General features: G+C 73.6%; 7 protein-coding genes and 1 pseudogene. 3 read left to right on the forward strand and 5 right to left on the reverse strand.

The genetic code is table 11. The features are described 5' to 3' along the window. Positions 1–2: 2 nt before the first annotated feature. Positions 3–2,063 carry a hypothetical protein gene (locus D2L64_RS20730; protein ID WP_147376275.1) on the forward strand — a complete coding sequence of 687 codons (2,061 nt, stop codon included), beginning with the start codon at positions 3–5 and terminating at the stop codon, positions 2,061–2,063. A gap of 4 nt (positions 2,064–2,067) precedes the next feature. Here D2L64_RS20730 and D2L64_RS20735 read toward each other — a convergent pair whose 3' ends face one another. The 3 genes from D2L64_RS20735 to D2L64_RS20745 form a co-directional block, all read right to left on the reverse strand. Continuing rightward, positions 2,068–3,207, reverse strand: a complete 1,140-nt coding sequence (locus D2L64_RS20735) for an RICIN domain-containing protein (protein WP_119578874.1) — start codon at positions 3,205–3,207, stop codon at positions 2,068–2,070. A 260-nt stretch (positions 3,208–3,467) separates the two neighbouring features. After that, entirely contained in the window at positions 3,468–3,851 is a 384-nt protein-coding gene (locus D2L64_RS20740; RefSeq protein ID WP_158603524.1) for an anti-sigma factor family protein, read from the reverse strand. 136 nt (positions 3,852–3,987) lie between these two features. Then, positions 3,988–4,827 carry a LysR family transcriptional regulator gene (locus D2L64_RS20745; protein WP_199714668.1) on the reverse strand — a complete coding sequence of 280 codons (840 nt, stop codon included), beginning with the start codon at positions 4,825–4,827 and terminating at the stop codon, positions 3,988–3,990. Positions 4,828–4,929: 102 nt separating this feature from the next. Here D2L64_RS20745 and D2L64_RS20750 point away from each other — a divergent pair, with 102 nt between their 5' ends. Beyond that, positions 4,930–5,664, forward strand: a complete 735-nt coding sequence (locus D2L64_RS20750) for an SDR family oxidoreductase (protein ID WP_119578877.1) — start codon at positions 4,930–4,932, stop codon at positions 5,662–5,664. Positions 5,665–5,730: 66 nt separating this feature from the next. Here D2L64_RS20750 and D2L64_RS27995 read toward each other — a convergent pair. Next, a pseudogene (locus D2L64_RS27995) lies at positions 5,731–6,158 on the reverse strand (MMPL family transporter); the annotation flags it as partial. 202 nt (positions 6,159–6,360) lie between these two features. Here D2L64_RS27995 and D2L64_RS20760 point away from each other — a divergent pair. Then, positions 6,361–6,987 (forward strand): class I SAM-dependent methyltransferase, encoded by a 627-nt coding sequence (locus D2L64_RS20760; RefSeq protein ID WP_199714666.1) that lies wholly within the window; start codon positions 6,361–6,363, stop codon positions 6,985–6,987. Here the strand turns inward: D2L64_RS20760 and D2L64_RS28545 are convergent. Next, positions 6,962–7,300, reverse strand: coding sequence for an MmyB family transcriptional regulator (locus D2L64_RS28545; protein ID WP_407663148.1), 339 nt, complete (start codon positions 7,298–7,300; stop codon positions 6,962–6,964). The two genes, D2L64_RS20760 and D2L64_RS28545, sit on opposite strands and share 26 nt — an antisense overlap. Between the last annotated feature and the right edge of the window lie 763 nt (positions 7,301–8,063).

An 8,063-nucleotide genomic window follows, 5' to 3' on the forward strand; every position in this document is an offset into this window, starting at 1 on the left:
CCATGGTCGCCGGCCACCCGGCCCGCGACGCGGCGCCGCCGGTACGCCTCGATGAGATCCAGGGGGCGTTGCTGTTGCACACCGGCACCGGACCGGCGGCGGCGCTGCGGGCGGTGACGACCGCACTCGCCAGGGCCCACCCCGAGACGATCGTGGTGACCTCGCCCGCGGTGACCGCCCGCGCCGACGTGTTCGGGCTCGCCGCCGAGGCGCTCGTCCGTCACCCGCCGGCCCGGCCCGCCGTACGGCTGGTGCTGCTCGGGGACGGCCCGGACCGGGCCGCCCGGATCTCCGGTATCCGGGAGGTCGCCGCGCGTCTCGACCGGCCGGTCACCGGGCCGCTCGGCCGGATCACCGTCGCCGCCGACGGGACCTGCGTCAGCCTGCCCCCGGTCGACGACCCGGCGGCGCCGGCCGCCGAGCAGACCGTGCCCGACGAGCCTGCCGGATCCGCGGGCTGGCACACCCGGACCGGCACCGGCGACGGCCACGACGAGCCCCCGTGGTCGCCCGCGCCGGCCTGGCCACCGGTGTCGGTCCGCCGGCCCGGACCGGGGGTGGTCCTCCGGCCGGTACCGGCGGGGCTGTGGCTGCTGCCGCCCGACCTGCCGGCGGAGTTCTCCGGGACGGTCGCAGGTCTGCCCCGCGAGCCCGACGCCGTCACGCTGTTCGTCGGTGGCTGTGGCCGGCCGGTCGAGGTCGACGCCCTCGTCGCCGCGGTCACCGCGCTGCGCCCGGATCCGGCGACCCGGCTGGTGCTCCTGCCCGGCGCCCTGCCGGCCGGCACGGGGCTCGCCGCGCTCAGCGACCTTCCGGTACGCCTCCGCTGCGCGGTACCGGCGCGGACCGGCACCGGTCGGAGGCTCGCGCCGGTGACCCCCGAAGGCGTCGTACTGCCGGTCGACGGGACCGCCGTGGCACTCGAGCCCGCGGCGGTCCCGGTGCCGGCCACTGCGCCCGGCACCGGCCGGCAGCCCCGCGACCCGGCCACGGCCACCGGCCGGGCCACCGCGGCCGGCTGGTCCTTCCTCCCGGCCGGGTCGACGCCGTTCGGTTTCGTCGCCGCCATCGCCGGCACCGTCGTCGAGGTCGCCTCCGGACGGCGCGGGTTCGTCGTGGACGGTGCGAAGGTCCGCGCCGACCGGCTGGCCGACCTGCTGCTGGCGGCGGGCGTCCCCGCCCGGGTGCCGCTGCTGGTCGTCGACCCGGACACGGCCGTACGGCCCGCCCTGCTCGCCGACCTCGCCACCGCCTGGGGCGCCCCGGTCCACGCGCCGTCCGGTCCGGCCGCGTTGACGGTCACCGGCGTGTTGCTCGCCGCCGGTGGCTTCACCACCTACCCGCCGGGGGGCGCCGCCCGACCAGCGGGTCCGGTGCTGCCGGCCGCCTGTGCCGCCGCGCTGGCGGCCCTTGCCGACCCGGCGACGCCACCGCCACCTGCCCGGCGTGCTCGGCGTCGCCGGGCCGAGCGGCGGGTCAACGGCCACCACCTGCCGGCCGGCGGCGACATCTGGGTACCCGAGATCCCGGTGACCGACCCCGTCCGCGCCCGCGACGACGACGCACCGCCCCCCGGCGACCTCGCCGCCACGGTCGCCCAGGCCCTCGGCGCGGACCAGGAGCGGGTCGCGGAGGAACTCCGCGCGCAGCGACCGGACGGCCGCACCGACGGCGGGTCGGCGGGTACGGTCGCCTCGGTGCTGACCCGGATGCCACTGGTGTTCGGGCCGGTCTTCGCCACCGGGGACCGACCCGAGGGCAGCTACCGCCCGGGCACGGACATCGTCGAGCCGAGTTTCCTCACCGCGTGGCTCTCCCCCGACCGGCCCGCTCCCGGCGGGCCGACCCTCGTCATCTGGTCGGCCTCCGGTCGCCACCTGGACGCCGGTTTCCTCGACGACGGCCCCGCCTGCGTCTTCGTTCCGGGCAGCCGGTTCCGGGTGCTCGACGTGGACGCCGGGGAACCGGCCGTCGTCTACCTGGCCGACCTGGCCACCGACCGGCCGTTCGACATCGAGGATCTGCTCACCCGGCTCCGGACCGTCCGAACGGGTCGCACCTGACCGGTCACGACACCCGGGCCAACCGCCACGTCTGGTTGGCGTTGGGGTCGGCGGGGTCGGCGTTCCACTGCTGCACGGCCACCCCGTCGGCAGTCCCGCCGTCCCGGACGTCGAGCAGGAAACCACTCGTCATGTTCTTGATCGAGTACCGGTTCCCGCCCAGCGCGGTGAAGCACCAGGTCTGGTTGTGGCTGCCGTCGTAGTAGGTCCACTGCTGCATCTGCATGCCGTTGACCGAGGTGCCGTCGGTGTTGTCGAAGGCCTTGCCGGTGCGGGCGTTGACCAGGTGGTAGCAGCCCGCCTGGCCGGCGATCAGCCGCCAGTGCTGGGCGCTGTCGCCCGTGTTCGAGCTCTGCACCACCCGGGCGCCGTCCGCGCCGGAGCCCCCGCTCACCCCGGCGGACTTCCCGCTGGCGAGGTTGACCAACCGGACGGTGATCCCGGCTCGGGGCGCCCCGTACGCGGGCGCCGTGGTGGGTTGCGGTTCGACGGCGCGCGACGCGGCCGGCGACGGCCCGACCGACTGGCCGGAGTCGGCGCGCGGCTGGCCGGTCGCACGCGGCGCGGTGCTGGCCGCCGCGCTGGCCGGCGGGCTGGACTCGCCCCTGCGTCGGAAGCCTTCCGGGTCGGGGGCATCCCCGTCCGCAGGTGCGGTGTCCTCGCCGTCGGCCGGTGGGACCGGGACGGTCGGTTCGGCCGAGCGGGGATCGGGCAGTCCGGTCGGTGGCGGGGCCGACCGGCCCGGTGCCGAACCCTCGGCCCGGGGGGTCGCGTCCGGCTGGTCGGCGGTCCCGCCCCCGGCGGCCAGGGCGATTGCCCCTACCACCACGACGAGCGTCCCGGCGGCGACCAGCGCCTTGGTGGGCACCGCGCGAAGCAGCCGACGCGGCGTGCCGGCCCAGCCGACAGACGCCGGTCCGCTCGGTATCCCCGGCTCCCCGCCGGCTGCCGGCCGCGGGTCGACGGTTCCCGGGGAACCGCCGGCTCGCGGCGGCGGGTCGGCGACGGGTTCTCCGGCGGACCGATCCGGGTCGAGCCCGCCGAGGAGCCAGCCGCCCCGCGCCGGTTCGTCGTGGTCCTGCTCGGCCACGTGTTCCCAGTCGACGGCCTGCTCCCACTCGTCCTTGCCGGAGTTCTCCTGCACGCCGCAGCCTCCACGTCCTGTCCTTGTCCTGGCGACCGACCCCGCCGGGCGCCACGGCCGGGATTCCGAGCCACTGCCACTACGTACGGCACCGCTCGCGGGTTCACCGCGCGGCGTTGCACTGTGTGCGGCGAGGCTCCGGGCACCGGTACGACGAGCAGGACGTCGGCCGCCGGTTGGGCCAACAGGAGAAGCCGGATGTCGGCGCGGGACGTCGAGACTGGCCAGTACGGCCTACGGGCCGTCCCCGGCGGTCCCACTCAGCACCGACCTGACAGTCCGGCCAGGGCGAGCCCACCGGCGCCGAGGAGCACCCCGACGAGCAACACCACGGCGTACCGCAGGATCCGGCGGAACCGGTGGCCCGGGTCACCTCCGCGCGACTGCGTCGTACCGGGTGTCGTCGTCGGATCGGTATCGGCGTCGAGGCCGCCCGCCTCCAGCGCGCGGACCGCCGTCGGCGGCAGGGTGGCCACGGAGGCCGCCACCTCGCTCAGCCCCGCCGCGACGGCCCGACACCCGGCACACCGCAGCAGGTGCGCCTCGACCTCGAACTCCTCGTCGGCCGACAGGGACCCCAGCAGGTAGCGGGCGAGCTGTTCCCGCCCGCGTTCGCCGCCGGCGACACATCGTTGTGCACTCATCAACTGCCCGTCTTTGTGCGGTCGGCCGAACCTGGCTGTCGTCCCCATTACTCCGGTTGAGAGTTCCGGACGGTTCGATCGCCCGCCGAATCTTCCACCGGCGGTCGGCGACCGCCCCGGTCCCGATGCCGGTGGGCTACAGCTCGGCCGCGGTGCGCACGAGCCCGGCCACCGCCCGGGAGCGGCTGTGCGCCGGCCAGGCCAGCACGGTGGTGACGTACGGTGCGTCGGTCAGCGGTACGGCGACGTGCGCGTTCCACAGCCAGGATCGAGACGAGGCGCAGAGGACCGCCATGGCGTGCCCGAGTGCGATCAACTGGGCCAGCTGCGCCTGGTCGTGGATCTCCGGCCCGGGTCCGGGCTCGTAGCTGCCGTCCGGCCGGGGCCAGCGGGCCACCGGCAGGTCCGGCCGGTCACTGATCTCGGCCAGGCTCAGCGACGTACGCGCGGCGAGCGGATGCCCGGCCGGCAGGATGGCGACCTGCTGTTCGGTCAGCAGGTCCTCGGTGTCGAACCCGGCGAGCGCGTCGAAGGGCCGCTGCATCAGCGCCACGTCGGCGCGACCGTCGCGCAGCATCCGCGCCTGGTCCCCCATCCCGCACAGCAGGATCTCGATCTCGGCCGCACCGGGCTCGGCGGCGTACGCGTCCAGGAGCTTCTGCAGCAGCTCGTGGTTGCTGCCGGCCTTCGTGGCCAACGTCAGCCGGTGCGTGGTGGTCGCCGCGCGGCGGGTACGACGGGCGGCGGCGGCAGCCCCGTCGAGGACGGACCGCGCCTCGTCGAGGAGCACCCGGCCCGCGCCGGTGAGCGTGACGCCGCGCCGGTCGCGGTCGAACAGGGTCACCCCGAGGCGCCGTTCGAGCTGCTGGATCGCCCGGGACAGCGGCGGCTGGGCGATACCGAGGCGCTCGGCCGCCCGGCTGAAGTGCAACTCCTCCGCGACGGCGACGAAGTACCTCAGCTCGCGGGTCTCCAGCGTGTCCACGCTCCCGACGATACTGCCGTGATACCGGCACGGTATGACCGCTTACCTGAACGGTGTAAGGAGACCGGCCCTCGTCGCGCCACCATCGGCGTCATGAACGACACCAAGACCGCGCTGGTCACCGGCGCGAACAAGGGACTCGGCTACCAGATCGCGGCCGGTCTGGGCGCCCACGGCCACCGGGTGGCGGTGGGCACCCGCGACCAGGCCCGGGGCGAGGCGGCCGTGCAGACACTGCGCGCCGCCGGGGTGGACGCCTTCGCCGTCCCCCTGGACGTCACCAGCGACCGCAGCGTCGCCGCGGCGGCCGAGTTGATCGAAGGCCACGCCGGTCGGCTGGATGTCCTGGTCAACAACGCCGGGATCTCCGGACCGACCGGACCGGACTGGACCCAGGACCCGACCACCCTCGACCTGGACGTCGTCCGCGCGGTCGTGGACACCAACGTGTACGGCGTGATCCGGGTGACCAACGCCCTGCTGCCGCTGTTGCGCCGCGCGCCCGCCCCGCGCGTGGTCAACATCTCCAGCAGCGTCGGATCCCTGACCTGGCAGGCCGACCCGACCGTCGAGGTCGGCCCGGTCATGGCTGCCTACGCGCCGACGAAGTCGTACCTCAACGCCCTCACCGTGCACTACGCCCGGCAGCTCGCCGGTACCGGAATCCTGGTCAACGCGGTCTGCCCAGGCCTGGTCGCGACCGACTTCACCGGCGGCCAGGGGCGTCCGGTCGAGGCCGCCGCCGCCACCCCGGTCCGGCTCGCCACCCTGCCCGACGGCGGCCCCACCGGCACCTTCGTCAACGACGATGGCGTCGTTCCCTGGTGACTCCGCCGCCGCCCCTCGACGACCCCACGTTCGGCGAGGGGCGGCAGGCGCCTCCACCGGCCGCCACTAACCTGCGGCGAGCCGCTTCGCGAGTGCCTCGCCTTCGACGTCCAGGGTCGGCACGAGCCTGTCCAGCCAGCGGGGCATCCACCAGATCCGCCGGCCGAGGATGAGCATGACGGCGGGGACGACGAGCATGCGGACAGGAACGCGTCGACGAGGACGCCGATGGCGAGGGCGAAGCCGACGGTCTTGAGGATGATGTCGTCGGTGAAGGTGAAGCCGGCGAAGACGCCGACCATGATGAGGGCGGCGGCCACGACCCGCGCGCTGTGGGTGAACCCGTCGATGACCGCCTGCCGCGCCGGCACCCCGTGTACGTAGGCCTCGCGCATACGCGTGACGAGGAAGACCTCGTACTCCATCGCCAGGCCGAACAGAATGCCGGTGAGCAGGATCGGCAGCAGGAACAGCACCGGGCCGGTGGCGTCCAGGGGGCAGACCGCTCCGAACCGAGCGTCGACGGACGGTAGGGTTCACTGATCCTGGGATCAGCGAACCGTTGCTGCCCGGCCCGTGATGGTGCACCCTCGATCGCAACCAACCACACGAGATCGTGACCGGCGGAGCATCGACGGGGCGATGCACGGCGCAGCCCTCCAGCCGGTTCAGCTCCCGAGCGACGGCGGGCCGCCTGTGTCATTCTTTCTCGAGTTCCTGCGCAGTCCGCTGACCGTGGGAGCGGTCCGGCCGAGCGGCCGGGCCCTGGCCGAGTTGGCCACCGCCGCGGTGCCGGCCACGGGCTCGCCTGTCGTCGTGGAACTCGGCCCGGGCACCGGCGCCTTCACCGCGCCCATCCAGCAACGCCTGGCCGGATCCGGCCGACACCTCGCGGTCGAGATCAACCCTCGCTTCGCCGGCCGGCTGGCCGCGCTGCACGCCACCGTCGAGGTCGCGGTCGCCGACGCCACCGCCCTCCGCGAGGTGCTCGCGCAACGCGGCCTGGACCGGGCGGACGTCGTGGTCAGCGGCCTCCCGTGGGCAGCCTTCGACGAGGAACTGCAACGCAACGTCCTGTCCGAGGTGGTCGCCGTCATACAGCCGACCGGCGTCTTCACTACGTTCGCCTACGTCCACGCCCGCTGGGCCCCTCCGGCCCGACGGTTGCACGAGGCGCTGAGGTCGCGGTTCGAGGAGGTGGTCGTCAGCCGGACGGTGTGGACCAACCTGCCGCCCGCCCTGGTCTACTTCTGCCGACGTCCGATCACGGTGGTCGGCCCGCAGGGCGCGATGGATCTCAGCACAGCGGCTGGGCACCGATGACCGACAGCATCCGGAGCTTCTCGTAGCTCTCGCTGCCGGGAACGGCGGTGTAGACCATCAGTGCGTGGGCCTGGCCCGGTCGACCAGCCGCTGGCAGTTCAGTTCCAGCACGCCGACCTCGGGGGTGGACGAAGTGCTTGACCTCGCGTGGACGGATTCCGATCTCGTGGTCGTCCCACCCCCGCCGGAACTCCTCACTGCGGGCCAGCAGTAGCTCGGCCAGGCGGGCCGCCCGGGAATCCCGGTGTCCTGTACGAGCCCAGCGGCCACCTGCCGTCCGATCAGCAAACGAGCATATCCCCTGGTGTGCCATGACATTGTCCGGGGCAGCCGGGAAGAATACGAACCAGCGAATATGGCATTGCGCCGGAATGGGCGCGGCAACCACCGGAGATATCGCCCACGCGACTCCAGCGGACGCCGGGTCGAATCGCGGTCGAGGTCACCCTATTCGCCGAAGCCACAATGGAACAGCGGGCAATCTGCGCGACCCCGAAAGCTGCGGGGCGCCTAGCCGGCGTCGATTGCTGAGCAACTGAGGCCTGCCCGCAGGCCCGCCGACTAGGCGCACTCGCTGGGCCAGCGACTAGGCGCCGGCATCGTCCTGCGCTACGTCAGAGCGCGTCGGCCACTCCGCGAACCTCACCGCGATTGACAACACCACCATTCACTGCGATCACCTCCCCACATTCGTGACCCCGTGACGTCCGATCAGCGTACGCGAATGCCGCCGCGATCGACACCTCTCGCATACGACTCTTTCGAGGCGCCACGGGAACGTCAGTTCCGCTTTACCCAACAAGCAGCCACAGAACAGCAGGTAATACCCTGAATGGTCGCCCCCGTCAATACCGCCGCGTTACAGTCCGAACTGGACATGGCCGGTCGACAAGTGAGTCATTCCGACCGCAAGACTTCGCGGCCACACGCCGTCCCGACGACGCCAGGCCGCTATAGCAGCAGGAATCCCTGTTCAGGGCGCTGCGTGACGACGACTGCGATCACCGGACGCGAAACCACCACGCGCCAGCACGCCGACCAGCCACGCGAGGGAGGGCCCGGCGCCGGATGTGCCC

Source organism: Micromonospora radicis (assembly GCF_003583405.1).
Lineage (GTDB): Bacteria > Actinomycetota > Actinomycetes > Mycobacteriales > Micromonosporaceae > Micromonospora > Micromonospora radicis.